General features: G+C 68.6%; 20 protein-coding genes. 9 read left to right on the plus strand and 11 right to left on the minus strand.

Annotated elements, in window-relative coordinates:
• Positions 1 to 8 precede the first annotated feature (8 nt).
• The 5 genes from ACVTJA_RS37120 to ACVTJA_RS37140 all read right to left on the minus strand — a co-directional run bounded on the left by ACVTJA_RS37120 (position 9) and on the right by ACVTJA_RS37140 (position 6,249).
• On the minus strand, positions 9 to 422 hold the full coding sequence (locus ACVTJA_RS37120; protein ID WP_465827195.1) for a hypothetical protein: 414 nt from the start codon (positions 420 to 422) through the stop codon (positions 9 to 11).
• A gap of 388 nt (positions 423 to 810) precedes the next feature.
• Entirely contained in the window at positions 811 to 2,040 is a 1,230-nt protein-coding gene (locus ACVTJA_RS37125) for a leucine-rich repeat domain-containing protein (protein ID WP_465827198.1), read from the minus strand.
• A gap of 34 nt (positions 2,041 to 2,074) precedes the next feature.
• Positions 2,075 to 2,698 carry a hypothetical protein gene (locus ACVTJA_RS37130; protein ID WP_465840616.1) on the minus strand — a complete coding sequence of 208 codons (624 nt, stop codon included), beginning with the start codon at positions 2,696 to 2,698 and terminating at the stop codon, positions 2,075 to 2,077.
• A gap of 189 nt (positions 2,699 to 2,887) precedes the next feature.
• Entirely contained in the window at positions 2,888 to 4,132 is a 1,245-nt protein-coding gene (locus ACVTJA_RS37135; protein WP_465827202.1) for an ABC transporter substrate-binding protein, read from the minus strand.
• Complete coding sequence (locus ACVTJA_RS37140) at positions 4,129 to 6,249, minus strand: TonB-dependent receptor plug domain-containing protein (RefSeq protein ID WP_465827206.1); 2,121 nt, start codon at positions 6,247 to 6,249, stop codon at positions 4,129 to 4,131. Before ACVTJA_RS37140 ends, ACVTJA_RS37135 begins: the two co-directional genes overlap by 4 nt.
• A 297-nt stretch (positions 6,250 to 6,546) precedes the next feature.
• Between ACVTJA_RS37140 and ACVTJA_RS37145 the strand changes: the two genes are divergently transcribed.
• Both ACVTJA_RS37145 and ACVTJA_RS37150 read left to right on the plus strand, forming a co-directional pair.
• Positions 6,547 to 7,110 carry a YfiR family protein gene (locus ACVTJA_RS37145; RefSeq protein WP_465827210.1) on the plus strand — a complete coding sequence of 188 codons (564 nt, stop codon included), beginning with the start codon at positions 6,547 to 6,549 and terminating at the stop codon, positions 7,108 to 7,110.
• Complete coding sequence (locus tag ACVTJA_RS37150; protein WP_465827213.1) at positions 7,107 to 8,579, plus strand: ATP-binding protein; 1,473 nt, start codon at positions 7,107 to 7,109, stop codon at positions 8,577 to 8,579. The genes ACVTJA_RS37145 and ACVTJA_RS37150 overlap by 4 nt, the downstream gene beginning before the upstream one ends.
• A gap of 45 nt (positions 8,580 to 8,624) precedes the next feature.
• Here ACVTJA_RS37150 and ACVTJA_RS37155 read toward each other — a convergent pair whose 3' ends face one another.
• A complete protein-coding gene (locus ACVTJA_RS37155) occupies positions 8,625 to 10,313 on the minus strand; it encodes a carbohydrate-binding protein (protein WP_465827216.1) in 1,689 nt (562 codons plus the stop codon).
• 243 nt (positions 10,314 to 10,556) lie between these two features.
• On the opposite strand from ACVTJA_RS37155, the gene ACVTJA_RS37160 reads away from it, so the two are divergent.
• The 4 genes from ACVTJA_RS37160 to ACVTJA_RS37175 all read left to right on the plus strand — a co-directional run bounded on the left by ACVTJA_RS37160 (position 10,557) and on the right by ACVTJA_RS37175 (position 15,596).
• Positions 10,557 to 10,919 (plus strand): hypothetical protein, encoded by a 363-nt coding sequence (locus ACVTJA_RS37160; RefSeq protein WP_465827219.1) that lies wholly within the window; start codon positions 10,557 to 10,559, stop codon positions 10,917 to 10,919.
• Positions 10,916 to 11,869, plus strand: coding sequence for a hypothetical protein (locus ACVTJA_RS37165; RefSeq protein WP_465827221.1), 954 nt, complete (start codon positions 10,916 to 10,918; stop codon positions 11,867 to 11,869). Before ACVTJA_RS37160 ends, ACVTJA_RS37165 begins: the two co-directional genes overlap by 4 nt.
• Before the next feature lie 12 nt (positions 11,870 to 11,881).
• Complete coding sequence (locus ACVTJA_RS37170) at positions 11,882 to 15,121, plus strand: hypothetical protein (RefSeq protein WP_465827223.1); 3,240 nt, start codon at positions 11,882 to 11,884, stop codon at positions 15,119 to 15,121.
• 163 nt (positions 15,122 to 15,284) lie between these two features.
• Complete coding sequence (locus tag ACVTJA_RS37175; protein ID WP_465827225.1) at positions 15,285 to 15,596, plus strand: hypothetical protein; 312 nt, start codon at positions 15,285 to 15,287, stop codon at positions 15,594 to 15,596.
• A 52-nt stretch (positions 15,597 to 15,648) separates the two neighbouring features.
• Here ACVTJA_RS37175 and roxB read toward each other — a convergent pair whose 3' ends face one another.
• From roxB to ACVTJA_RS37200, 5 genes are all read right to left on the minus strand, one after another.
• On the minus strand, positions 15,649 to 17,715 hold the full coding sequence (gene roxB / locus ACVTJA_RS37180; protein ID WP_465827227.1) for a rubber dioxygenase RoxB: 2,067 nt from the start codon (positions 17,713 to 17,715) through the stop codon (positions 15,649 to 15,651).
• A gap of 438 nt (positions 17,716 to 18,153) precedes the next feature.
• Positions 18,154 to 18,711 (minus strand): GNAT family N-acetyltransferase, encoded by a 558-nt coding sequence (locus tag ACVTJA_RS37185; RefSeq protein ID WP_465827229.1) that lies wholly within the window; start codon positions 18,709 to 18,711, stop codon positions 18,154 to 18,156.
• 30 nt (positions 18,712 to 18,741) lie between these two features.
• Positions 18,742 to 19,197, minus strand: coding sequence for a thioredoxin domain-containing protein (locus ACVTJA_RS37190; RefSeq protein WP_465827230.1), 456 nt, complete (start codon positions 19,195 to 19,197; stop codon positions 18,742 to 18,744).
• Between the two features lie 133 nt (positions 19,198 to 19,330).
• Positions 19,331 to 19,963 (minus strand): MPN domain-containing protein, encoded by a 633-nt coding sequence (locus ACVTJA_RS37195; RefSeq protein ID WP_465827233.1) that lies wholly within the window; start codon positions 19,961 to 19,963, stop codon positions 19,331 to 19,333.
• On the minus strand, positions 19,960 to 20,925 hold the full coding sequence (locus ACVTJA_RS37200) for a 3-hydroxyacyl-CoA dehydrogenase family protein (RefSeq protein WP_465827237.1): 966 nt from the start codon (positions 20,923 to 20,925) through the stop codon (positions 19,960 to 19,962). The genes ACVTJA_RS37195 and ACVTJA_RS37200 overlap by 4 nt, the downstream gene beginning before the upstream one ends.
• A 933-nt stretch (positions 20,926 to 21,858) precedes the next feature.
• Between ACVTJA_RS37200 and ACVTJA_RS37205 the strand changes: the two genes are divergently transcribed.
• From ACVTJA_RS37205 to ACVTJA_RS37215, 3 genes are read left to right on the plus strand one after another with little or no spacing between them, the layout of a single operon-like run.
• Positions 21,859 to 23,109: a serine/threonine protein kinase gene (locus ACVTJA_RS37205; RefSeq protein WP_465827240.1), complete on the plus strand. Its 1,251-nt coding sequence runs from the start codon at positions 21,859 to 21,861 to the stop codon at positions 23,107 to 23,109.
• The gene (locus ACVTJA_RS37210) at positions 23,106 to 25,565 is read left to right on the plus strand and encodes an ATP-binding cassette domain-containing protein (protein ID WP_465827242.1); all 2,460 of its coding nucleotides are present in this window, start codon (positions 23,106 to 23,108) and stop codon (positions 25,563 to 25,565) included. The genes ACVTJA_RS37205 and ACVTJA_RS37210 overlap by 4 nt, the downstream gene beginning before the upstream one ends.
• Positions 25,562 to 26,803, plus strand: a complete 1,242-nt coding sequence (locus ACVTJA_RS37215) for an HlyD family secretion protein (protein WP_465827246.1) — start codon at positions 25,562 to 25,564, stop codon at positions 26,801 to 26,803. Before ACVTJA_RS37210 ends, ACVTJA_RS37215 begins: the two co-directional genes overlap by 4 nt.
• Positions 26,804 to 26,836 lie beyond the last annotated feature (33 nt).

The following is a 26,836-nucleotide window of genomic DNA, read 5'->3' on the forward strand; positions in this document are numbered from 1 at the left end:
CGGAGCACTCAGCTCGCCCGCAGCCGCGGCTTCGCGCGGTGACTCTCAATCCAGAGGCGGGCCTCGTCCGGGCTGTTCGCGAAGGCGACCTCGTAGAGAGGCCTCCTGTCGAAGAGGTACGTCAACAAGAGGCCCTTGCCCATGGCCTTCTGGATGAGCCCCGCGCCGATGTAGACGATGCCTCGCAGCCACTCGGTCCGGACATGGTCGACGAGGAACATCCGGGACTCGGCGGGGACCTCGGAGCCCGTGACGTCGATGGCCGCATAGAAGGGGCCACGGACGGCCATCTGCCGGTAGACCTCCACCGACCACCGCGTCTCCTCGAGCGTCGTCACGCCACGGAACTGTTGCCAGAGGATGTCCGGCGGCTCGAACCAGGAGCGCTGCTCACCACACGTCCACTCACGCAACGGCTTCATTTGGGCCCCCCTCGTGCTGTTCACCCAGGATGCGACACGGGGAAGTGTGACACGGGTGTAAGCACGGACTCGCTCCGACTCACGGGCTATGGGTTCACCGCTACATCCAGGGGGATCTCGCCTTCTCTTGAGGACGGTGAGCCCTACGGACTGTCGACCGCCGCCGTCTACGCCGAGCTGGCGAAGCCGCCCGCGCAGCAGACCCTGAAGCCCGTTCACATGCCGGTCCAATCCGGGGGAACGGTGGAGCTCTACGAGCTCTGGCGGGCGGCCACGCGCAGGTAGCCGTCACCTCGCTGGCCGCGCGTCCGGCCCGGACGAGCGTCGCGTGGACCTCGTCCTGGAACCAGACATGGCCCCCGCCCCGGAGCGGTACTGCGCCAACTGCTCAGCCCTTCTTCAAGCCGTCCAGGAAGGCCGGGAAGCTCTTGGAAAAGCGCGTGAAGCCACCGTCGTGCGTCCACAGCAGCACGGGGTGGTCGGGCTTCGACGTGTCCACGACGAAGAACTCATCGAGCGAGGACGGGTTGGCGGCCTCGGCCTCCTCCTGCGTGAAATGGGGCAGCGCCAGCACCGAGTACTCCTCGGGCAGCTCGTCCTCGAAGTGCTCGTTGTTCTCGGCGATGCCATCCGCCAGCACGTCCGGGGCGTCGAAGGAGAGCCGGAAGTCAAACCCGCTCACGCGAGAGCCCGTGAGCGCCTCGTAGTCCGCCTTCTTCAGGAACTCGGCGTAGCGCTGCGCGGGCGTGCGCTCCGGTGCGGGCGCGGCGCCACCCGGAAGCTGCGCCTGGAGCGCCTTCTGGATGTCATCCCACTTGCTGCTCTTGATGAGCCCGGCATCGAGGTTCTCGATGGGGTTCCCATAGACGTTGATGGACGCGAGCGCCTTCGCTGTCGCCAGCTCGGGCGGCAGCCGCCGCAGGCCGTTGCGAGAAACGTTCAGGCTGCGCAGCTTCGGCAGCGCGGCGATGCTGGCGGGCACCTCGAGCACTCCCGTGCTGGAGAGGTCGAGCTCCTCCAGGGACTCCAGGCCCGAGAAGTCTTCGGGGAGCACTCGCAGCGCGTTGTCCGAGAGGTTCAGGGACTCGAGCTTGGGCATCGACAGGAGCACCGCGGGGAAGCCCTCGAGCCCCGCCTTCCACAGGTCCAGCTCCGTGAGCGCGCCCAGCTTCGAGAACCACCCGGGCAACGACTTCAGCTGGAGCTCCTTGAGCAGGAGCTTCTTGAGCTTCTTGAGCGAGCCGAAGCCCTCGGGCAACGACGTGAGCGGGTTTTCGTTGAGGTGGAGCTCCTTGAGCTGGGAGAGCTCGCCGATGCGGTCCGGCAGGGACTCGAGCTGGTTGCCCGACAGGAAGACCTTCTTGAGCTTCTTCAGCGTGAAGAGCTCGGCGGGAAGGCTCGAGAGCGAGCAGCCCACCAGGTACAGCTCCTCCAGGTTCTTCAGCGCGGCGATTCCCGCCGGCAGGCTCTTGATGGGGTTCTTCGAGATGTTGAGCGACTTGAGGTGGTCGCCCAGCGCCAGGACTTCCTCGGGGAAGGAGGTCAGGCCCTCACTGGTGAGATAGAGCGACGAGTCGCGCGTCTCCGCGCACCTTTGAATCTTCGGATGTGTCGTCATTGAATGGCTCGTGGTGAAGCGCGGAGGGAACGCGTCAGGCATCCTCGGAGCGGCATTGCGTGGCCAGCCAGCGCTTGCCGTCGTAGCGGTAGAGCCAGGTGGCGTTGCCCTCGCCCCAGTCGACCAGCGAGTCCCGCTTCGTGGCCGGCACGCCGTCGCGGCCGGGCTTCTTGTGCGGGCGGTAGAGCTGGAAGCAGCTCATCTGACGGGGGAGCGACTGGACCTCTCGTACGAGGCCCTTCTTCGTGAAGATGACGCGCACGGGAGCCGACCCGTTGCATGCCCCGAAGCTGGCACCCGGGAACGCGTAGTCCGGATTGCCGTCGCGGTCGAAGTCACCCTGGATGCAAGGCGCGCCGCTCGTGCGGAGGGTCTGCGCGTCCAGGCCAATCTCCTTCAGCGCCGCCTCCGCCGAGCCCACGCTCCCCACGCACGTGCACTTCAGCTCCTTCTCCGGGTCACAGTCCTTCGGCTCGTAAGCGAGGACCACGGGCTGCTGCGCCTCCGGAGTGCTCGCGGCCGGAGCCTTCTGGCTCGGAGCCGCCTGCGTGCTCGAAGCCGGCGGGGCCTTCGGAGTCTCCGCGGGGGTGGAAGCCGCCGCGGAGAAGCCCAGGGCCACCAGTGGAAGAGCCCAGCTCAACATCCAGCGCATACCCATCACGTGTCGCAACCTCCAAGGCCTCGGCGGATGGCTCGAGGCAGCCGCGTATACGGGACGGAGTGTAATGTATTCAACGCTTCTGTCGCGGGGAGGCCGTCAACGGACGCGAACAACGCGGGCCTCGTCTCCATCGCGCCACAAAACTCCGGTTGCAGTTGTTTTTCAGGTTGTAGACGCCATCCGACTTCACGGAAACCGCAGGGCCCTGTCGAACACGAACCGGCCACCGTCGATACGCCAGAGGAGATAGGTACCGCGGAAGGGCTCGCCGTTCTCATCCAGGTCCACCGGCCCGGACGCGCCCTCGTAGTTGACCTCCTGCCCCGCGCGCAGCAACTCCAGCGCCTTGGCGAACTCGCCGACGTTGACGGGAGTCCCCACCGCGTTCTTCGTGCCCGAGACAGCGATGAGGTTGTCGCGAATCACCGGGGTGGTCACCCCGCCTCCCCTCTCCATGGCGAGCGCCAGGAGGTAGATGGCGTCGTACGTCCGCTGGAGCCGGCCCGAGTCCTCGATGTCGAAGCCCTCTCCGGTGGCGGCCTCGTAGGCGTCCACGAACCGCAACCGGTTCGGGTCGTCCAGGGCCGCCGTGGGAACCAGCCCCTGCATTCCCTGCGCGACGGTGGCGTCCGCGCTCGTGAGGAATCCCGGGCCGAACACCGCCTCCGAGGCGAAGAAGCGCACGCCCTGGATGTCGGCGGACGCCGCGAGCTCTCGCGACAGGCCGGCGGCGCCCACCGAGAACCCCATGATGACGATGGCCTGGGGCTTTCCGGCGGCATAGAGGCGCTGGATCTCCTCCGAGAACCCAGTCGTCTTGTCCGTGGGATGCGCCACCCGGGTCAGGATGCGGCCACCGAGCGCGAGGAAGCGCTGCTCGAAGCCATCGGCGAGGCCGGTGCCATAGATGTCGTCGACATGGACGATGGAGGCGACGTCCACGCCCTGGCGGCGGACCTCATCGGCCAGGAGCGGCCCCTGGAGGTTGTCGTTGGCAATCGTGCGATAGAAGTTGGGGAGCCCGGTGAGGGTGGACGACGAAGAGGTGGGCGAGACGATGACCACGTTCGCCGCATCGGGCGCGACGACGTCGAGGTTCGCCCGGGTCGCCGCGCTACAGGTGGCGGAGGCGATGGCCACGACACCTCGCTCCAGGAGCTGGCGGACGACCCCTGGTGCGTGGTTCGCGTCACACAGCCGGTCCTGCGCCACGATGACCTCGAGCTTCCTTCCGAGCACGCCCCCCGCGAGGTTGATTTCCTGGGCGGCCAGCCGCGCCGCGAACCCCGTGCGGCGAGGAATGCGTGTCTCGATGACGGCCAGGGTGATGGAGTCCGCGGCGGGCGTGTACTCCCGTGCGTCGAGTGGCTCACAGGCGCCGCCTCCCACGAGGACGAACGCGAGGAGCATGTTGCGGAAGAATTGGCTCACGGTGTCCATGTGAAAGTCAGCGTGGCGTCGCGCCCGTAGCCGGGCAGATCGACGCCGTTGTAGCCGGGCTCGGCGAACCGGGTGTCCAGCAGGTTGTTGACCTGGAGCTGGAGGCGCGCGTGCTTCCACTCGTACATCCAGATGGCGCTGAAGAGCGCGTAGGGGTCGAAGAGGTAGGGCTCGTTGGCGAGCAGGACGTTTCCCCTCGACGCCCGGCGCGCCCCCACATACCGGCCGCGCAGCCCCACCGTTCCCAGGAGCCCGCTGCGCCAGGTCCACGCCAGCTCGGCGAGGAAGCGCGGGTACGCGGCGGCCGGCGCGGAGAGCGTTCCCAGGAACGGGTCCACCCTCTCCTCCTCCGTGTTCTGCGCCTGGACCGTCGCGACGACGCGGTGTCCTCCGTGGGACCACCGGGCCTCCGTCTCGAGCCCCAGGGTCCTCGACGTGCCGACGTTCACCGGCAGCACGGTCTGCGCGCCCTGGGGAATCAGCGCGATGGTGTCGCTCGCATCCGTCAGGTACGCATTCACAGACAAGAAGAGCCAGGAGTACGGCGTCATGAGGACCTGGGCCTCGCTCGTCATGGCCGTCTCGGGGAGGAGCCCGGGGTTGCCGACGACGTCCCCCGCGTAGAGCGGCTGGGCATAGAGGTACAGCGGGTTCGGCGCCAGGAACGACGTGCCGACCCTCAGTTTCATGGTCAGCTTCGGCGTGAACTCGTTCGCGAGGGCGAAGTGGTAGTTCACGACGCCGCCGTAGATGTTGTGCCGGTCATACCGCACGTTCCCCGTCAGGCCGAAGCCAGGGTGCGACTCGAAGGGATGGGCGGTGCCCTGCCCGTACACTCCGAGGTTCTGGAACAGCACCTCCTCCTGGACGCCGAGGGGCGCGGTCTCCGAGCCGTCGGCGTTGTTCACGGTGAAGACGGTGAGCGGCTTCTCCAAATCCCGGGTGAGGTCGATGCCCACGAGCAGGGAGTACCCCCGCGTCCGCGCGCTCGACTCGAGCACGAAGTCGACGGCGTGGTAGCCGAAGTCGCGGCGGGGCCGCGTCGCCGTCGAGCCGACATTCAGGCGCTCGTGGCTCGACGGGCCGCCCGCGGAGAAGCCCACGGCGGCGCTGGCCTCCAGCCAGTCGGTGGGCCCGACGTCGAGCTTCGCCCGGCTGCTGAAGTTGTTCTCGACGAGCCGGTTGTCATGGCTCAGCGTTCCGAAGTCGAGGAACTCGGCGAACGCGTCCAGACGGCTGTAGAGGGCCTGGGCGTGGAGCGACACCTTCTTGAAGGGAGCGACATCGATGGCGGCGAAGGCCGACACGGGCCGCGAGATGTCCCCTTCACTCGTGTGGGTGGAGAACGTGTCGTAGTTCGGCGACTCCACCGGGAGCTCGTAACCCGAGCGGTCGACGTAGCCGTAGCCCGCGGTGCCCAGCACGCTCCATGACGACCGGGCATGCTCGAGGAGGACCTCGCCCCCCACGCCGAGCGGCGGGCCGGCGGCCGTCCGAATCGTGAGCTCACCGATGTGGCCTTCGGAAGCCCGGCGGGTGATGACGTTCACCACGGCCAGATAGGCGTTCGCCCCATAGAGCGCGGAGGCCGGCCCGCGGACGACCTCGATGCGCTCGATGGTCTGCATGGGGATGAACTCGAGTCCGAGGAAGTTGGTGCCATCCGCACGGAAGGTGGTGGGCTGGCCATTGACCAGGACCTTGATGATGCGGTTGTAGGCGCGTTGGCCCGCGCTCAGCCCGCGCACCCCGAGGTTGGGGGTGACGAAGTCACGTATCGCGTAGAAGCCGGGGACGTGCTCGAGCGCCTCGGCGACGCTCCGGTAGCCCCACGTCACGATTTCCTCTCGCGTGATGACCGAGACGATGGCGGGCGCCTGCTCGAGCGTCTGCGGCTGCTTGGTGGGCGTGACGATTTCCACCTGCATGAGCTCCTCGAGGGGGAGCTCGGAGAGAGACTCCTTCTCCTCGGACGGCTCGGCGGAAGACGCGGGGGCCTCCTCCTGCTCCGGACCGGAGACGCCCTGTTCGCGGGCGGCGGAAGGGCTGCCCTGGAGGGCAAGGAGGGCCACGCCGGAACAGAGCACGGACCTGGCCGCTGTCATCATGGTGCGCTCCATGCATCCGTCTCGCGGGATGCACCCCGGCTGCGCGCGGAAGATGGGGCTGCTCCGCATGCAGTCAAGCTGTCGTTCCGTACGGGGTGGAGCCACCGCGAGGACGCGGGCGGCCGCGCGGGCCGGGCAACGGTGGAAAGCCGCCAATGTGGAGCGGGAGGAAGCGCGCGCCCGTTGGCCATGGACACCCCCGGCGGTCCATCCCTGGTGAGGCTTTGCATCCTCCATGAGGATGCGCACCACGACGTGCTCGGGGGCCGCCGTGGGGGACCGGACCGGAGAACGTCGATGAGGTCTCAGTCCATTCTCCTCTACTCCACGTGGGTCTTCGCGCTCCTCGTCCTCCTTTCGGACGTGGCACGGGCGCAGGCTCCCGCTCCCCCCGAGGCGGAGCTGAAGGCCGAGTTCCTGGAGCGCTTCACCCGATTCATCGACTGGCCGGAGAGTGAGTTCCAGAGTCCGGAGTCGCCCTTCGCAGTCTGCCTCCTGGGACAGACTCCGCTGGAGCCCTATCTCTCGCGGATGGCCCGGACCCGCCGCATCAAGGGCCGCGCCATCCAGGTCCGGACGCTGGGCGGGCCGAGCGAGGTGGGTGGCTGCGCGATGGTCTGGATTCCTCCCGAGGCCGCGGGCTCACTGGAGCAGGTCCTGCAGCGCACCGCGGGCAAGGCCATCCTCACCGTTGGAGACACCGAAGGCCTGGCCGCGCGCGGAGCGCACATCAACCTGAAGCGGGAGGGAACCCGGCTGACCTTCGACATCAACATGGCCCAGGCGAAGCGCAGCGGGCTGCGCTTCAGCTCCCAGCTACTGCAACTGGGACACCTCGTGGGTGGGGAGGCGCCCCCATGAGGTACTGGGAGGCACTCTCGCTGCGGAGCAAGCTGACGGTGCTGCTTTTCATCGGACTGCTCGGCCCGATGGGAACGGGGCTCGGCATCGTCGCGGCGAGGGACATCCGTGCCTTCCGCGAGGACCTCATCTCCACCACGTCGCTGGCGGCGGCCGTCGCCAGTGAGTACAGCGCCGCGGCGCTCGCCTTCCAGGACGAGGTGGCGGCGCGGCAGACACTCGCGCGGCTGTCCTCGCTCCCGGAGCTGGAGTTCGCGGAGATTCAGGACGCGCGGGGCCGCCTCTTCGCGTCGTACCAGCGTCCGGGGGCGCCCGGGGGAGCCCCGCTGCCCGCCCTCCCCGTCCAGGGGCGGTGGGTGCAGTTGGAGGCCAAGCACCTCAACGTCGTCCAACCCGTCGTCCACGAGGGGGTGCGCTACGGCAGCCTCCGCCTGCAGACGTCGGCTGTCCCGCTCCGGGCCCGCATCAATGCCTATCTCCTCGGGATACTGGTGGTGGCGGTGGGGGTGGCCGGGCTCGCGCTGGGACTGGCGTTCCTGCTGCAGCGCCTCATCACCCGGCGCATCCTCGCGCTGGCGGAGGTGGCGCGAGTCGTCGCCGAGAAGGGTGACTACTCCGTCCGCGCCCGGAAGGTGAGCGACGACGAGATTGGCTTCCTGGCCGACACCTTCAACACCATGCTGGTGGAGGTGGAGCGCCGGCAGCGGGAGGCACAGGAGGCCATCCGGGTGCGGGAGGAGTTCCTCTCCATCGCCTCACACGAGCTGCGCACGCCGCTCACTCCGCTCAAGCTTGAGGTCCAATCCCTCACGCGGGCCGCCGCGCGAGGGACGTTGTCGGACCAGGGGACGGGGCTGCTCCAGCGGGACCTGGGGCTCATCGGCAAGCAGCTCCGGCGGCTGGAGACGCTCATCTACAACCTGCTGGATGTCTCCCGCATCACCAGCGGCAAGCTCCAGTTGGACCTGGAGGAGGTGGACCTCGTGGCCCTCCTCCAGGAGGCGATTCAGCGGCTCTCCGAGGAGTGTCGGACCACCCACACCGTCATCACGCTGGAGGTGGAGCAGCCGGTGGTGGGCAGGTGGGACCCGGCGAGGTTGGACCAGGTGATGAGCAACCTCCTGGGCAATGCCATCAAGTACGGGGCGGGCAGGCCCATCGAGGTGGCGGTGGGCCAGCGGCAGGGCACCGCGTGGTTGCGCGTCAGGGACCACGGGGTGGGCATCGCGGAGGAGGACCAGGCGCGCATCTTCGACCGGTTCGAGCGCGCGGTGTCGGTGCGCCACTACGGCGGCCTGGGGCTGGGGCTCTACATCGCCCAGAGCATCGCCGCCAGCCATGGTGGGCGCATCCGCGTGGAGAGCCAGCAGGGCGCCGGGGCGACGTTCATCGTCGAGCTGCCCGTGGAAGGCCCTCCATGGGAGGGCCCCCGGGACGTGGCACAGGACGCAGCGCCGCCGAGTCACTGAGCCGCGCTTCCCCTGCCTGGACCTGGACGAGGCTTGCGCAGGGCCTCAGCGCGCGACGTCCAGCAGCCCCACGCCGCGCTCGGCCCACTCGCTCCCGGGGGCCGTGCGCAGGTCATCCGTCGGCGCGGGCAGCGGTTCCCACGCGGCGGCGTTGGTGGGCGGAGGCATGTTCGTGTTCGCCGTGCGGGCCCGGTAGAGCTGGCCGTCGTGCATCACCAGCGCGCCCGCCGGATAGGTGACCTCCGGCGCGTTGGGGGCCAGGGTGGCGCGGTCCGTCCACATCTCGAGCTGCCGGGTGGTGGCACCCGCCGGCAGGCCCGAGGCGACGAAGCGCAGGACCGGGACGGAGCCATTCACGTTGCCGCTCGCCGTCACCGCGCCCACGGTGCCACTGCCTCCGGTGAGCCCTGGGAAGAGCCGGCGCCCGCCCTCCCAGGTGTTGTCCTTGAGCGTGATGGGCGAGGCGATGGCCGAGGCCTTCTGGATGACGACGCCGGGGTCCGTCGCGGACGGGTAGACGGCGGTGTATCCGAAGTCGAGCCCGCGGAACGCGTTGCGTTCCCACAGGTACTTCGCGCCCGAGCCGGACGTGCCGCCCATGTAGACGCCGAGGTTGAGCGTGTCCGCGAAGTAGTTGTCCGTGAGCTCCACGTTCAGCGGCGCGTCCCCTGTCTCCGGGCCCACGAAGAAGTTGAGGAAGGCGGCGGCCCCGCCCAGGAAGACGTTGTGGTGGATGCGGATGTGGCCGCCGCGCACCTGCGCCTGGGAGTTGTTGTCCTGGTACTGCTGGAAGGCGGCGCGCCAGTCGAGGGCGCCGAAGGCGAAGACGTTGTGGTGGACCTCCGCGCCCTCGCCGAGGTTCTGCACCTGCAACGCCTCCGTGCCGCTGCGAACGATGCGGGTGTTGTAGACCTTCAGGCCCGAGCCGAGCGGCGTGGGCGCGCCCTGCGTGGAGCCGAAGTAGATGCCCTCGCTGGCGGTGTCGTGGATGTAGAGGTCATGCAACCGGATGTTGTCGAGCGGAGGCACGGTGCCCCCGCTGGCCGACTGGTTGATGCGCACGCCCGCGAAGCCGGAGCGGGTGATTTCGAGGTACTCCAGCTCGAATGAGCGCGCCCCTCCGATACCGATGCCCATGTGGCCACCGTTGAGGAAGATGTCGTCGCTCAGGAAACCGTAGCGTCCACGAGATGCGGCGTACTCGCCGCAGCGGTGGCCCGGGAAGTCCGCGTGGCCGGTGCCGGACTCCGGGTCATACCGTCCGGTGATGACCCAGTTGGAGCCGCCATTCACGGCCCAGAGGTAGCCCTGCGTGCTGCCCGGCTTCGGCCGGATGACGACCTGTCCGCCCGAGTTGGTGATGACCAGCGGCCGGGACGCGCTCCGCTGCGGCAGGTTGCCCAGGTTGATGAGCGTGTAGTTGCCGGCCGCGACATAGAGCCGGTCGAGCGTGCTCCAATCCACCGATGGGAAGCGAGCCTGCACGTCGGGGATGTAGAGCTCTCCATTGGCGGCGGGCGCGGGGAGCGTGAAGGTGTTGCCCGGCGGGCCGTAGCGGCCGAAGGGCTCGCAGGCGCTCGTGCCACCGTCCACGCCCGAGTCGCTGGAGTCCGTGCCGCCGTCCACGCCGGAGTCACCTGCCTGCGCTCCCGGGTCGTCCCCGGGTGAATCCGAGTCCGAGCAGCTCGTTGCGACGAAGGCGATGAGGGCGAGGGCGACGAAGGTCCGGTTCATGGGGCGGACTCCTGGTGGGGGGACTCCCGTCAACCCTACCCTCCACCCGGGATTTCATGCCACCGAACTGCAACTGCAAATGGGAGGCGACATGGACATGCGGCGGCCATCCACAGCGCACTGGCGCCGGTTTCGTCCGCCGCGTTCACGCTCGCGCGGGCCTGCACGGCAACTCAGTGGCGCGGGAGCTGGCGGGCGACGTAAGGGATTGACACCCCGAGACCCGGCCGCTCTGATCCGAGGATGCTGGTCATCCGAAACTCGCAGATGGCGGCCCTGGACGCACCCGTCCAGGAGCGCTTCATCGAGGAGCTGCTCCAGGCGCTTCCGGAGGTCTTCCCGGGTGACGCGAGGGTCCTCGAACGCCAGCCCATGCGCGCGCTCATCGAGGATGGCCTCGAGCGCGCGGGCCGCCTCGGGCTCACCGGCGGCGGCGAGGTCTCCCGGTACGTCTTCCTGCTCCATGAGCTGGGCCCCGGCTTCGAGGACGCGGCCGAGACGCGCTGGATTGGCCGCCTCCTGAGGGACTCCGAGCTGCCGCCCTCCGCGCGGATGGACGTCGTCTACGCGCGACTGGAAGCCGCCTCCGCCCGGAGGACGCCGTGAACTTCCAGGCCGCCCAGAAGGTGGCGCAGCGGGCCGCGAAGACCTTCCTCAAGGGCCAGGTCATGCCCTGCCCCTTCATGAACACGGGGCTGCTGGTCATCGTGTACCGGGAGGATGACGGCGAGGGCATCTCGGGCGCGCATGGCGCCATCTCGGGGACGGGGCGGACGTACAGGGAGGAGCACGTCGGGAAGAAGAAGCCGCCCCGCTACCGCCGCACCGACATCGCCGTCGACCGGAAGGAGAGCACCGGTCCGGATGGAATGGCCCGCTTCCTGCCCTGCGACCCGGGGGAGTACCACGTCACCGCCGTCGACCTGCCGGACCCGGAGGGCATCCTCGGGAAGCCCGCGGAGGAGACCATCCGGGTCCCCTCGCAGTCGTGCCCGGTGTGTGTCATTCCCGTGCCGGTGCTGGCGCGGCCGGAGGTCCTGCTGCGCTTCAAGCACGATGACTCCGGCGTGCCCGGAGTGAGCGTCAAGTTCGGCGAGAACCTCTTCGAGCACCCCACCGGCGGCGACGGGCGCGTCCGGTGGACGGGCGCGCCGCTCGACCCCAACCCGTACGCCGTCACGCTCACCTTCGACGGCAACGCCAGGTACCGGCTCTTCGACGAGGCGAAGCAGCCGTTGAACGGGCCCCTCGACATCAACCTGCCGCGCGGCACGAAGTGCTTCTCCTTCTACGCGGAGCGGCTCTCGTGGCTCACGTTCGATGTGGTGCACGACGTGCCGGGCGCCGGCCCCCAGCGGCTCGACCAGGCCCGGCTCACCCTCGAGTGGCCGGAGGACGGCAACCCCAAGGCCTTCGACACCGCGGGCGAGCCCAGGAAGATCGAGGACATCGCCCTGGTCCAGGGCCCCGGGACGCCGTGCGAGGTGGTCTCGCTCGAGCTCCCGGACGACGGTGAGCCCGAGGTGTACGAGCTGGTGGAAATCACCACGGCGTGAGGTGGAGCGGTCATGAAGTTTGTCTTCGACACGCGAGCTCCCAAGCACGCGCTCGCGCTCGGCAAGAAGACGCTCGGCGCGGTCCTCGATGAGAACGGGCTGAACGGGAAGCTCGACGAGGTCGCCCTCTACAACTGGGGCACCAGGGTACCGGCGGAGATCAACCGCGCGCTCGTCGAGCTGGTGGGCTGCTCCAAGGTCGACACGGCCAATCCCCTCCTGTCCGAGATAGACCCGGACCTGGGCACGACGAAGGTCATCTACAAGCCCGTGCCGTGGAAGCCCGAGCCCGCGCTGGAGCTGGAGAAGACCCACACCCTCAAGGTCAAGCGCCGGCTCCCGCCCTGCGCGGTCTCCATCACCCGGCTCACCCGCTGGTTCAAGCCCGGCACGGACACCTGTGACGTCGAGTACCAGCTCGAGGGCGTGTCGGCTCGCGCGAGCAAGGTCGACTTCGAGGTCCACGCGACGCGGTACTACGACCTGCGCCTCTCCGACCCGGCCGTGTCGACGCAGCCCAAGGAGTGGGTCGAGGTGCCCTGCGACACCCGGGATGAGCCGGGGACCACACACCTCTTCCAGCGGCAGAAGTGCCTGGAGGTGGCGGACAAGCGCCCGCCCTCCGTGGCGCAGAAGGCCCCGGCCTGGAAGGGAGAGAGCGAGGCGACCAAGGGCGTCCTGAAGAAGGTGGGCATGTCCGACGTCCACGTCGGCCACGGCCCCGCCCCGTACAACGTGCTCGTCCGCTACTACAAGGACGACAAGGACAACAAGGCGCGGCTCCTGCTCGAGCCGTGGAGCCCGCGCTGGAAGCACGAGTCCGGCTCCCCGCTCGATGACACGTCCCTCGTCGTCACGTGGACGCTCGATGGCGACAACGACAAGCTCGTCCGCGGGCAGCTCACCGTCTGGGACAAGGACGACCAGCCCGTCTTCTTCGCGCCACTCACCCAGGACGTACTCCGGAATCAGAAGAAATACGACCTGCTGAACGACTCGCTGAAGAAGTGGAGCCGGTCCGACATCGACCGCGCCAAGATGCCGTACCGCGTGCAGCTCCAGGCGCACAGCGGGGAGGACGAGGAGAACGGGCTCGCCATCGCGGTGATGCCCACGCTGGTGCGGGCCTTCCGCTACCAACAGGTGCAGTTCGTCGCGTTCAACGTCAAGCCGGGCACCCATGCGGGCGCCTATCTCGGCGACGCCAACGATGACACGGACATCGCCGCACGCTGCGACGCGATGAAGGAGGCCATCCGGCTCGCCGCGCCGGGCGTCGACACGTCGGAGGACGTCCTCAAGGTCTTCATGGCGCCCGAGTTCTATTTCCGCGGGCAGAAGGGCGGCTACCCGGTCGAGAAGGTCTCCTCCCTCGTGCACACGATGCGGGAGGAGACGGACAAGATCGACTACGCCGACTGGCTCTTCGTCATGGGCACCGCCATCGGCTACCTGCCGCACGGAGAGACGGGCACGGGCCCCCGGCTGTCCCACAGCGAGCCCTTGCAGCACGCGGTGACCATCTCCGCCGCCGATGACTCCGGCGCCGACACCGTGCTCACCGTCACCGGCGCGGCGACCCGACCCGACACGACGTGGGAGGTCTCGCAGGCGCTCGTCACCGCGGCCATCCAGGCCGTCGTGGATGACGGGCCCGACCAGTACAAGCTCACGCTCCGGGGCAAGCCCGCGCTGAACACGGCCCCGGCGGTGCTCCTCCAGCCCCGGGCGTGGATTGAATCAATCGACACGACGCCGCCCAAGACGCGGCTGGTCGTCGTCTCCCCGGTCTGCGCCGGAATCGTGAATGGCGTCGCGCCGACGGCGCGCTGGAGCATCAAGGACTCGGCGCTCGCCCAGGACGACATCGAGTCCTGCACGCCGCTGTCGCCGGGGAAGTACACGCTCACCCTGGCGAACAACGGGGCCTTCGCCCCGGGCAAGGCCGAGCTCCTCGAGCCGAAGGCCACCGAGGTGTTCAACGTGGCCCTGCTGCAGAAGGGCTGGCCCGCCGCCCACGTCGGCGAGCGGGGGCTGAAGAGCGCGGTCGTCGACAAGGAGAACGTCTCCTGGATCGACTTCCTCGGGCCCCACTTCGGGAACGCGGCCTTCAACGCCGTGGATGGAAGCGGCCGGCTCATCCACATCCACAACGACACGGGCCGCCTCGTCCTGCCCACGAGCGGCTCTCGGGACACCCTGGGCGCCCGACCCAACCTCGGCTCGGAGGTCACCACCTCTGGCCTCGGCGGGGGCTCGGTGGTGACCATCGACGACGTCACCTTCGGCCTCGAGGTGTGCCTCGACCACAACAAGAGCAAGCTCGACGACTTCTACACGAACCGCGCCGTGAGCGGAGACCCGAAGGCCCAGGTCCACCTCATCCCCTCCTGGGGCAGCTCCATTGGCGGCGGCGTGGTGTGCGCTCCCAATCCCAATGGCCCCGTCTTCAATGTCGATGGCCAGCGGCGGCAATCGACGGCGCGCATCAACGACGGGCAGCTCTACTGCGACGACCACCCCGACAACCACTCCACCATCGCGGGCTACTGTCAGCGGTACACCGAGATGCACTGGTGCGGGACGTGCGCGACGGTCCGGACAGGGCCGGGCCCGTGCTCACGGTGCACGAACGCGGTGACCACGCTCCACAAGTGCGCCCACCCGAACTTCCAGGCCCAGCCGGTGTGCGTGACCTGCGGAAGCAGTGGCCCCTGCGCCCATCCAACCGCGCCTCGAGTCCCCAGGCCCGTGGCCAGGTGTGCGAACAAGGGCTGCAACACGGCCCACTGGGCGGGGCCAGCGGGTGTCGTGTGCGGCACCTGCGGTGGGGCCCCGAACATGGCTCAGCCCGTGTTCGCGTGTGTCTGTGGGGCCCTCGCCCCATGCCTGGCTCACGGAGGTCCCTACTCCTACTCGCTCCAGGCCACGTGCAACGTGGGCCATGCCCCCGCCCACACCTACTCGCCCATCAGCAACGCGAACCTCGTCTGTGGCTGCGGCTGGAATCATCCTCCCGCGCTGTGCGAGTCCATGTACGACTCCACGGGGTCCTGCACTCGGCACCACCCCTCGCTGCTCCCGGCGCCCTGGCGCTGCATGAAGCCTTTCGCTCCCCTGGGGAGGCTCATCGGCGTCGCGAGCGGACCGACGCGGGTGCCGCTCAGCGAGAACACCACCTACTTCGAGGAGAAGGGACACGTCCTCGTCTACAACGCCACCGCCCTCCCGACGATGGGCTTCGTGCCCTGACGGCGGGCGGCATCAACGCGGTGCCGACACACGCCTCTCCACGGCGCCGGGGACTCGCTGTCGATAGCGGCTCCGCCCGGTCGCCCGGTCGCAGGCAAACGTACGTGGTGTGAAATTGCTAGGGTGGAAGGTTCAACCCGTAGCACCGATGTGAGGGGACGCGATGAAGAGGATGTCGAGGCTGGTGGGCGCGGTGGCGATGGCGGCGTGGCTGGTGGGCTGTGGCGGGGTGGTGGCGGAGGACGAGGCGGCGCAGGAGCCGGTGGTGGAGACGGAGCAGCAGGCGGTGACGGATCCGGCGGGTTGGTACTACCGGTGCGAGGTGGACGCGAGCGGCTACCAGACGGGGAAGTGCGTGGTGTGGTCCTCGCTCGGGTGCGGGCTGGCGTCGGCGCGGCACTGCACCGCGGGCGTCTACGCGCCCGCGACCGGCAAGTTGTGTAACAGGCCGAAGAACGACACGGTCTGCGACTAGCCGCGGCTCCCAGGTGGGCTTCGCCACGGAGCCGTGGCGAAGCCCCCGGGTCTCACAGCGTCTTGAGGTATTCAATCAACGCCACGCGCTCCAGGTCCGTGAGCACGGCGTTGAACTCGTGTCCGCCGTTGTCCTGGCCGAACGCGTGCGTGTTGTAGATCTTCCGGTCCTCCATCTGCTGCCGCGTGCGCGTCGGCGGGTAGAGGATGTTCCAGGTCGCCACCAGGTTGCCGAAGAGCACGTTCAGCATCTGCTGCGCCAGGGGCGTGCGGAACTCGTCACCGGGGTCGCAGTTGATGTACGGCGACACCGCCGGGTTCAAGGGCGTCCGCCACTGGCACGCGATGCTGTCGTACTTCCAGCCGAGCTTGCCGGCGTCATACGCGCGCTGCAGGTTGGTGTCGAAGCCCATGATGAAGAGCGGCTGGTCCCAGCGCGGTGGCGCGGAGACGCGGCGCCAGATGGGCTTCCGGTCCGCGGGCTTGAGCACCTCCCAGACATTGGGGACCGAGCCGTTATGGAGGTACGGCGCGGTGGCCCAGACCCCGTACAGCGGCGGCGCGAGGTAGCCGAGCTCGCGGTTGCCACGGATGTGGGGCTGGTTCTGTGGGCCGCAGTCCTGCGCGGTGCCCGCCGTCGTCGGATAGCCGAAGAAGTTCTTGGCGCCAGCCGACTGCACGGCCCAGTTGTTGGTATTCACCCGCACCGGGTCGGTGCCGATGATGCTCAGCGGAGCGATGTAGCTCGCCATGCCCTCCAGCGCTGGCGTCGCCAGGAACGCGGGGTCATTGACGTAGCGAGGCGCGTAGGCCCCGTGGCAGCTCGCGCAGGACCCGTTGCCCTGCGGCCTCTGCACGGGGTTGTTGCGCCCGGGCGCCCACATGTCGAGCGTGTGGAACAACACCGCCCCCTGCTCGGCCAACGTCTGGTTGATGGTCAGCGGATAGGGCGGAGACTTGAGCGACTCGACCCAGGTATTGAGCGGCGGACCATTCTCGCGCATCCAGTCCTGGCCCGCCTCGCTCACCGGTCCACCGACTCCGCCGAACAGACCGAAGAACGGCGTGTAGAACACCATGTCCACCCGGGGCGCATCCATGGGGAACACCCCGTCGACGAACTTCACGGGCCGGTGGCCCATGTTCCACCACGCGGGCGTATCCATGCCCGCCGTCGAGCCGGAGTTGATGAGGCCAATCACCTCGAAGGGCGTCAGCGGCTCCTCGTCCGGGAACAGGAACGCGAGGTTGATGTCGCTGGCGTTGTTGGTGCCACGGGTGCGGTTGAGGTTCAGGAACGTGGCCAGTGAGGCCGGATAGCCCAGAGGCAGCAGGTCGCTCAGGAACAGGTCCAGGTCCGCCAGGCTGCTTCCGCCTCCCATCACCACCCCGAGCCCCGGGCCGTCGGAGGGAGTGCCCACCGCGCCGCTGTGGCAGGCGTGACAGGTGACGCCGATGCGCCCGCTCCAGGTTCCGTCCGGGTTGCGCAGCTGCGTGAGCATCTGCGGAAGCTGCCCGCTCCCGCCGTTGGTGCGGTTCGGGTTCTGCCCCGGCAGCGGATAGGGGTTGCGCTCGGTGCTCAACCCCGACCCATAGCGCTGGGACACCAGCTCATCGAAGTTGTCCGGGCGGAAGAGAAAGCCCCAGATGCGCCACAGCTCGTTGTACTGCGCCGAGGTGAAGGTGGAGACGCCGAACGCCGACTCCAGCGACGTCGGGTCGGTGCCGGTGAACAGCGCGCCCACGCCGGGATGACCGTTCGTCAGCAGCGCCTCGCCCTGGGTGAAGCGCTGACGCAGCTCACCGCAGGTCTGCGCGGGACCTTGCTCTTGCACCGCCTCCGGGTCGACGTGACAGTTCTTCCAGAAGGCATTGAAGTGCACTGCCCTGCCGTTGCTGATGCCGGGCTGCACCAGGGTCCGTGGGTCCACGGGCAAGACGGCGCTGTCCGGCTTGCCATAACAATAGTTCCACTGTGCGGAGCCGCCTCGGCTGCTGCCGAGGAGGTCGCTGGCGGCGGCGGCGGCACAGGGTATCGCCAGTGCTCCCGTCGCGAGCAGCACTCGAGTGAACCGGACCACGGTCCTGCTCGAGGCGAATGCCTTCCTCACTGCGCTCATGGGTTCCTCCTCCTTCGCTGCGTGCGTCCACTTCCCCGCCGGGGGTGCGCGGCGGAAAGCAGGTGGAGCCCACCTGGGGACGCAGGCCGCGCCGGACATAGGCGAAGCCGTCATCCCAGGCGGCGAGGCGGAAGTTCGAGAGGAGGTTCATGGTGGAGCGCCTCATGACCCGGCATGCTGAGCCACTATTGACACGACGTCAATAGCCTCTGTCTTTGGCCATTCAAGACCCAAGCATCGTGTCTGGATGCGTCAAAGCCATGCAGGGGCCGCGTCGGGGCTCCGAACGTACGGGCAACCCCTGAGAGGCAGGCAGGTGCCGGAGAGGCATTGCCATGCGCGGCAGCCAGGCCACCTCAAGGCGTGGTCGTGGGGAAGAATCGGGGAGAAACGGGCCAGGACTGGCACGCGCGCGGCGACATCCAGCGAACGCGGGAGTCATGGGCGTCGCGGCACAATGGGGCGCGACTCCAGTTCGAGCCTCATGCAGACGCGGCTCTCGGGATGAAGGCCGAACCGTGTCTCGTTCTCGCGAATGTCGCGCAGCCCGGGTCCCAGTTCCTCGCCCCCGAGGATGCGGAAGCCCAGGCGCTGGTAGTAGGGCGCATTCCACGGCACGTCCCGGAAGGTGGTGAGCAGCAGCGCCGGGTAGCGCTGTCCTCGGGCCCACTCCCCCAGGAGCCCGAAGAGTGCCGCGCCCAATCCCTGCCGCGCATGGGCCGGGTGCACGTCCGCCTCCGCGATGAAGAGCGCGCCGTCCACCTCCTTGCAGATAACGAAGCCCGCGATGGCTCCCTCCCGCGAGACCGCGACCCACACGCCACCGTGCCGCTGGTACTCGTGCAGTTGCTCCAGGGATTGCACCGGCAGGTCGACCGCGTAGGGATGTGGGGATTGGCGGAACTGCTGCGCCGCGAGGTGCTCGACCTCCGGCAGGGCCGCCAGCTCCTCGGTCCTGGCGCGTCTCAGGGTGTAACCACGGTGGCTGCGTTCCATCGGGCTCCTCGTCTTGGAGGCTCGGGGTGGTCAGTCCCAGGCCAGCGGAGCCTGACACTCGCCGCACTGGCGTTGTGCCAGGTCCAGCCACTCCAGCGCCTCGTCGAGCACGTGCTGCGTGGAGCCGGAGTGGATGTCCACTGCCCCATACAGCCCCGCGAAGCGACTGGCGATACCCAGCCTCCCCTCGCCGCCGAACACCTCCGCCAGCGCGCGGGACACGCGGCCCTCCACGTCCACCAGGGCTCCAGGTGGCACGGGTTCACCATGACGTCCCCGGGGCGCCACCGCGACCACCTCGGCCTCCTCCCCGCGCAGGCCCGGGGCTCGCTCCTGGAGTGCCCGGTTCAGCGCCTGGCATACGTCGCAGCCGGGGTGCAGCAGGGCCACCAGCATGTCGCGCCGCTGCCAGGCATCCAGCGTGCCCCGCGAGCGGCCGTCCGCCGCCTCGAGCCGGAACAGGGGGACCTCACCTCGCTCGTGCATCCTCCACCTCCTCTCCCATGAATACACACCGGCGTGGCGCACAGCTCAGCGCCCCCTCTGCACCAGCCCACTCCTCCTGATGCAGAGCCCTGTGTCCCCTCCTCTGTCTAGGCGAGCGGGGAAGCAAGTGGCGCTATCCCTCCGAGGCGCCTGAGGCACCAGCCACGCCGCCATCCATCCAATCGAGCGTCTTCAAGCGGATGGTCAGGGCCCGGCAGCCTGCCTCGGGCTCCGCCTCGGCGGGCGGAGCCCAGGCTCCGAGCGAGTGGTAGAGCCGCCCCTCCCGCTGCTCCAAATAGAGAATCATGTTGAGCGGCCAGCCGCTCCCCCGGAAGAGATGCCTGTCCATGGGCGTGGGCTCCTGGCTCACCCGCAGGCCGCGCTCGTGGGGCGGGCCAATGCGGTGCCAGTCCGGGTGGAGGTGGATGGAGCCGAGCACCTCCAGCCCCTGCGCCTCGGCCTCGGTGGTGATGCGCAGCAGCTCCCGGGGTTCGCACCAGAAGCCGCGCCGCCCGTTGGCGTAACAGGCGCCGAAGCGGGGAATGATGGCGGTGTCGAACTCCTGGAGCACTGAGTCATCCGTCTCGCGGATGTTGGCGGCGAAGCGGACGCGCTCCACGTGCATCGCGTCGTCGAGGAAGCGCCCCAGCAAGATGGCCCAGCTCCGAGGAGGCAGCTCCGGCGTGCACCCCGTGTACTCACGGATGGCGTCAACGAGGAAGTCCGACAGCACCGCCGGGTCCAACAGCACGACGTCGGTGCTCATGACTCCGACTCCGGAGAGGGGAGGCGCGGGCGGCCCGCGGCGCGGTCCTCGCGAAGCTGGGTGATGAGGTGGCGGGCGACGCGCTCCTCGAAGGCGGCGGTGGCGGCGGGTGTCCAGGTGTAGAAGCCCTGGCCCGTCTTCAGCCCCAGCTCGCCCCGCTCCACCTTCTGCGCGAGCACGGGCGGCACCGGACGCCCGGAGTTGCGGAGGACGGAAGTGACGAGGTCCAGCCCCGCGAGGTCCAGCCGGTCGAAGATGCCCGAGGCGCCCAGGCGCCGCCCGATTCCCTCCGAGAGCACGCGGTCGACCATCTCCGGCGTGGCCACGCCCTCCTGCACCAGCCGGATGGCCTCGCCGATGAGCGCCTGCTGCAGGCGCGGCCCCACCGAGCCCGGCACGTCCTTCGTGAACACCACCGGCGACTTTCCGAGCTCCTCCAGGAAGCGCCGCACCTGCTCCACGGCCTCGGGAGACGTCTTCTCGCCGGGGATGACGTCCACCAGCGGTACGAGGTGCGCGGGCAGGTAGTAGTGCGCGGAGAGGACGCGCTCCGGCCGCGCGCAGTCCCGGGCAATGGCCGTCACGCTCAGCGCCGTGGTGTTGGAGGCGAGCAACGTGTCCGGCGACGCGAGCCGGTCCAGCTCTCGGAAGACCTCCTGCTTGAGGGCGAGGTCCTCGGGAACGGACTCGATGACCAGGTCCTGCTCCACGACGGCCTCGGCGAGCGCCGTCGTGCGCCGGATGCGCCCGAGCACGGCGGGCACCCGCTCCGAGGAGAGCAGCCCCGCCTCCACCAGGAGCGCGGCGTCACGCTCCAGCTTCACGCGCGCCCGCTCACTGCTGTCCGCGCGCGTGTTGAAGAGCACCACCTGCCTGCCAGCGATGGCGAGCTCGAGCGCGATGCCGCACCCCATGGCTCCACCACCCACCACGCCAATCCGCATCAGCCCCTTGCGTTTCATGCGGCGCAGCGTGGCCAGCCCATGCGCCAAAGGCAATCACTTGAAGAATTGCTGAAAATATTCATGAAACATCCGTGGCGCACCGTGCCATGGACGCACGGGCAGTGCGTCAATTCCTGGCGAGGCTCCCGAGATTCCTTGACCCGTGCTCGCGCATCGCCATGGACGTGGAGCGCGGCGCCCCTCACCTGCGGCACCAGCGTGAGCCGCGGCGTCGCCGGCTTCTCCCAGCCGGCTGACCGCCACGTCATGCGCACGCGCTGCCCGGGCTCCACCACGCGACTCGACGTCACGGGCCAGGTGCGCGACCCGCTGCTCGTGGCCCATCCGGGTATTCGCGGACTCACTCCTCCATCATTCCCACCGCGCGAGAACCAGGCCTGGAAGCGGATGTCCGCCGCTGGCCACCGCATCGTCCTCGAGCGCATGCACGGATGGATATGTCTTTGGCATGCGGCTCCACCCGTTCGTTAATGGATGGCTCGCCTTCGAGAGCGCGCTGCGATGTGGAGTAACAGTATCTGTATTCTATGTACCGCGAAGACCAGCCTCAAGGACCGTTCTGGGGCGAGAGGTCCACGGCTAGTGTTTCTTTGCGATGCGATTCGAAGTGGGTCGCTTCGGGGCGGGGTGCGCCGTCGCATCGCAATCTGAAACATTCCCCAACAATCCTCTCGCGGAGAAACCTCAATGCTGAACCTTTCGAACGTTCTTGATGCGCTGACCGAAGAGCAGATGGACCGCGTCCTCGAGTTCAAGGCCGGTGGGAAGCGCCACCACACGTGCCACAGCAAGAGCAAGAGCAAGAGTAAGAGCAAGAGCAAGAGCTGCAGCCGGAGCAGGAGCAAGAGCTGCACGTGGAAGTCCGGCTGTAAGTAGTTCGGGCTGAAGAACAGGCTTCATCCCCTGGCGCACCACGCCCCGGTCTCGCGCATGAGACAAAAACGCTTCTATGTGTTTCCGGAGTACTTCGAGCTCCGCCCGTTGAGCGAGGGCGAGAGCTCGGCTCTCCTCGGTGACTCGAACGTGAGCACCGACGCGGATGTCGGCGAGCGCTTCATGGTGACGGACACGCGCGCTCACCAGTATTGCTATCTCGTCAACCCGGTCATCAAAAGCTATCTGGAGTTATTCAGGACGCCTCGGGAGGAGGAGGCGGCGCTGGAGGAACTGGCACGACAGGCGGGGTGTCCTCCGGAGGCCATCGCCCCCACGGTGCAGACCTTCTTCCAGCGCATGCGGCGCGCCGGGCTGCTGCGCACCGCGCGGGCGGACCTGCTGGGAGAGCCCACCTTGGAGCTCACCCCCGGGCAGGTACTCGGTGAGTACCGCGTCGGGGAGCTGATCGTGGACAAGCAAGACGTGGCGCTCCATCACGCGCGGCAGGTGGGCACCGGAATGCCCGTGGTGCTCAAGGTCTTCATCCTCCAGGGGCCCAGGGTGAGCCGCGAGCGCGAGCTCTTCGAGCGGGAGTTCTCCCTCATGGCCGGGCTTGCTCCACATGACAATGTCTGTCGCCTCCTGGCCTTCCATCCCGGGGAGCCGTGCTACGCCGCGTTGGAGCACGCCGGAACCACTTCCCTCCGTCGGGCCATGGCGAAGGACTCCCTGTCCCTGACGGAGCGGGTGCGCATTGGCGCCGAGGCTCTCGCCGCGCTCGCCCACCTTCACCGCCACGGCTTCCTGCACGGCGATGTCCACTCGCGCAACTTCATGCTGACGGACGAGCACCGGGTGAAGCTCATCGACTTCGGCCTCTCGCGGCGCAGCGGCGACGCGGTGGAGGAGTCCTCCGTCCCCCACGGCGGACTTCCCGCCTTCATGCCCCCCGAGCGCATCGAGCCCGGCTCGCTCAGCATCAGCAGCCGCCCGGGTGACATGCGCTCGGAGGTATTCCAACTGGGCGTGTTGCTCCATCAAATCCTCACGGGGCACGAGCCCTTCTCGGAGAAGGTGCTGTGGAGACGCCTGGCGCAGGCCATCCGCAGCCAGCCCGCCCCCCGCGCGGTGTGGACTCCCGAGGGCGAGCGCATTCCGGCGGCCCTCGCCGACGTCATCGAGCGAGCCCTCGCCAAGGCCCCTGAGGAGCGCTTCCCCAGCGCCGTGGAGCTGCACGAGGGCTGGCGTGCGGCCTGGAGGCGCGGCGCGAAGTCCGCCCGCGCCGGGGAGCGCGTCAGCCCATGAGCCTCCGGGGATGGCTGCGCCGGGTCCGTCCGAAGGTGGACCCGCAGCTGAGGAGCAACGACTGCGGAATCAGCGCGGTGAAGACCCTCTGCGAGCGGCTCGGGGTCTCCATGAGTCGCGAGACCATTGCCGCGGCCCTCCCCCTGGACGTCGACGGGCTGCGCCTCGACAGCCTCAAGGCATTCTTCCGGGAGCACGGCTTCGGGGTGCGCACGCAGCCGTTGGACATCAACGACGCCGCGGCGCTGGAGCGGAAGCTGGACGAGCTCTCCCCGTGTCTGGCCACGGTGCGAGTGCAGCCCACGGGGATGTTGCATTACGTCGTGGTCGACGGGGTGGTGCGGGGGCGGCTGCGCATCCTCAATCCCACACGCGGTCAGGTGGAGCGCTGGACGGTGGCCGAGTTCATCCGGCGCACGCACACCGTCCAGGTGCCCCTGACGGAGGAGCTGTGGCGCGGCCGCATCTGGGGCCAGGTGAAGGAGGAGCTGGGGAGGAACGGGCTCCCGCTGGACACGCCTCCCAGCGAGGCCGAGGTGGCGGCGCTGTACAACAAGCTCCTCTACTTCGGCTACGTGAAGGAGAACTTCGGGTTGAAGGACGAGGCGGCCGAGCGGGCCTTCCTCGCCGACCTGGTCCAGCACCAGCAGCTCTCGTCCGTTCCCCAGCGCTTCCGCGCGGTGGAGGGCAGCGAGGAGAAGCGGACGCTGGCGGCGCCCGTGGTGCTCTCGGTGCGGGCGCCGGCCACGAGGTCGGAGCGGCAGGTGCCCGACGCGGCTCCGGCCCATCCGCTGCTGCGGCTGTTGAAGGAGGTCGGCTCGCTGCGCGGCATCTGGTACCTCTTCCTGATGGCCGCGGTGCTCTCGTCCGTGACGACGCACACCGCCGTCTTCGTCAATCAGTTGCTCGTCGACGAAATCATCCCCCAGTTCGACTTCGGCGTGCTGGCCACCTTCGTCCTGGGCCTGGGACTCTTCAGGTTGTTCGACATCCTCATGGGGGTGTTCACCCGGTACGTCTCGGTGCACCTGGGATTGGAGCTGGACCGCTACTTCCTGCTGCGCTTCGGGGAGCGGATGCTGACGGGCAGCATCCTGTACCTGCGTTCCTTCACACGGGGAGACCTGCTCGAGCGCATCAGCGACAGCCTCAAGCTCAAGAGCTTCTTCACCAGCTATTTCTCACGAATCGTCGTCAACGCCTGTGTCTCGCTCAACGCGCTCGTCATCTTGTTCGTGCTCAACCCGCGGGCCGCCGTGCTCGTGCTGCTGACGCTGCTGGTGCTGGGCACCCTCCTCGTGGCGATGACGCCGGCGCTGCGGAAGCTGGAGAGCGAGCGGTTCCGGAACAAGGCCGACCTGCTCTCCTGCATGGTGGAGGGACTGGAGGGGGTGCAGACCATCCGGGCCTTCAACCTGGGGGGACACTTCAGCGCGCAGCTGGGGGCCCAGGCGGGGCGCTACCTGGAGACGCAGCGCAAGGGAAAGCTGCTGGACCTCGCCAGCACCGCGGCCGTCGCCCTCGTCACCACGGCCGCCTCGCTGACGCTCATCCTGCTGTGCGCCCGTGGGCTGATTGGCCAGCAGACCGTCACCCTCGGACAGCTCCTCACGTTCATCTCCCTGTCGGCGAAGATCTTCTCCTCCTTCACCACGCTGCTCGAGGAGAACCTCTCGCTGCAGGAGAACCTCGTGATTCTGAGGCGCTACTTCGACTTCGACGAGGGCGGAGCGAGCCGCGCCACGCGCGCGCCGGAGGAGGACGTGCGGGTGGAGCTGCTGGAGGCGCGCGGGGTCTCCTACCGCTACCCGTCGGGCCTGGGCGTCCTGGAGGGGGTGGACCTGACGGTGCGCAGGGGGGAGAAGGTGCTCCTGATGGGGGCCAACGGGAGCGGGAAGTCCACCCTGGTGCGGTTGCTGGCCGGACTCCAACAGCCCTCCGCCGGGACGGTGCTGGTCAACGACATCCCGCGTGAGCTCCTCGGCGAGCAGGCGCTGCGGCACCGGGTGGTGCTGGTCTCCGCGGAGGACACCCTCTTCAATGAGACGCTGCGCTTCAACATCACCTTCGGCCGGCGCCACGGCACGCGGCAAGTCGTGGAGCTGGCGAAGCGCATCGGCTTCTACGACTGCATCATCCAGCACCCGGACCACCTGGAGCGGCTCATCGAAGAAGGGGGGCGCAACCTGTCCACCGGCCAGCGGCGCAAGGTGCTGGTGCTGCGTGCCCTGCTCTCGGATGCGGACGTCCTGATTTTCGACGAGATATTCCGGGGTATCGACCAGGAGTCGAAGGCCGCCATCGCCAGGCTGCTGGGAGAGATTGATGACCGGGCGATGCTCTTCATCTCGCACGAGTCCGTGGAGGGGCTGCAGCTGAGCCGCAAGGTGCTGCTGCGCGGCGGGCGCGTCCAGGAGGGGGCGACGGACGTCGCGCCGGCCCGGGAGGTGGCATGAACGGCTTCGGCTACATCCGGGAGATATTCACCGTGCTCATCGGGAGCTTCGGCCTCGGGGCGGTGCTCTTCGCGACGGTGGAGGTGAATGCCATCGTGCGCGTTCCCGAGGGCGAGGTGCTCTCCCACCGGCCCCGCTCCGTCCACAAGGCGCCGTACGACGTGCGGGTGGTGGCCCAGTACGTCAGCGAGGGGGACACGGTGCGGGAGGGCCAGCTCCTGATGCGCCTGGACAACGAGGAGGTCGATGCCGCCGCGCGCAAGGCGGAGGCGGACTACCAGGCCCTGGAGGAGGAGCTGCGGACGGTGGTGGAGCAGATGGACAACGCGGGCGAGCGGGCCGTGCGCCACCGCCGCCAGCTCGACATCCTTCGGCAGAAACACGGGGTGGAGGTAGTCCAGGTCCGAGACGGCCTGGGCGCGTTCTCGCGCCAGCTGGAGCTCGCCCGGGAGAAGCAGGCGCTGGCGGAGGTGAAGGAGGAGCGCAGCCGCGGACTGCACGAGCGCGGTCTTCTCTCGAAGGAGGAGCACGAGGCGGACCAGCGCGGCGTCCTGGAGGCGAGGAGCGCCGCCACCGAGCTGCTGAGGCTTCAGCGGGACCAGGAGGCGGCGGAGCTGAAGCTGGGGGGCACCTACCGCGACGAGCTCACCCGCATCGAGCTGGACCTCCTCGGCGCGGAGGCCGCGCGGCTCGCGCTGCTCGAACGCGCCAACAAGCTGCGAAGGGAGCTGGAGAAGCAGCGCGAGGAGAAGGAGCTGCGCAGCCGGCTCGCGGCGAGGCGGGAGGTGCGGGCGGACATCCGCGGCACCATCCGCTACGTCTACAACACGAAGGCGAGCAGCGACCGCATTCTCGCGGGAGAAATCCTCGTCGAGGTGGCTCCCGTGCTGGAGGAAGGGAGCACGCTGTATGCGAGGTTCAAGCTGTCGCAGGACGAGGTGAAGCGGGTGTCCGCGGACCAGCCGGCGCACCTCAAGGTGGATGCGTTTCACTTCCACCGGTACGGGGTGCTCAAGGGGAGCGTCCGCTACGTGTCCCCACCGAACGATGCGAATGAGTTCTTCGCCATCGTGGACCTGCCCACGCCCCACCCGTTCGAGGTCCGTCCTGGCTACAAGGTGCGAGGCGAGATTGTCACCGGGCGGCTGCGGCTCTACGAGCTCGTCCTGTCGAAGCTCTTCGACCGCGTCGAGACGCAGACGCAGCCGCAACAGGCTGCATCGGCAGCCTCGAGGTGAGGCACTCGCACGGGGCCCGAAAGCGTCACCATC

The sequence above is a fragment of the Pyxidicoccus sp. M6 genome (genome assembly GCF_055568925.1).